The following is a 329-nucleotide window of genomic DNA, read 5'->3' on the forward strand; positions in this document are numbered from 1 at the left end:
ATTGGATACAGACGGCATTGAGCCAACAACGCATGTGCTTGATTTGAAAAATATAATGCGTAAAGATGAACCGAAGGAATGGATTACGCAAGAAGAAGCATTTAAGAATGCTCCTGATCACGAAGACGGTCATTTCCGCGTACCATCAATTCTGGGAGATAGTTAAGTTTCGAACTTTTCTATCCGTAAACAAAGACATTTGCCGCAGAAGGTCAGGCAAATTCTTTAGTTTTCTAAAACAAGGAGGGAAACCCTAGATGTCATTATTTGACCATACAATTAAAGAATTAGAAGCAAAGCTACATAATAAAGAGATTACGGTTCAGGAT

1 protein-coding gene is annotated in these 329 nt (G+C 38.0%); it reads left to right on the plus strand.

Annotated features, from left to right (window positions below; all coding sequences use genetic code 11):
* Positions 1 to 166 (plus strand): Asp-tRNA(Asn)/Glu-tRNA(Gln) amidotransferase subunit GatC (gene gatC / locus Q4550_RS23330; RefSeq protein ID WP_303536578.1); only part of this gene is annotated, 166 nt, incomplete at its 5' end.
* Positions 167 to 329: the final 163 nt, after the last annotated feature.

The organism is Anaerobacillus sp. 1_MG-2023, assembly GCF_030547345.1.
In the GTDB taxonomy this organism is placed as follows: Bacteria; Bacillota; Bacilli; order Bacillales; family Guptibacillaceae; genus Guptibacillus; species Guptibacillus hwajinpoensis_B.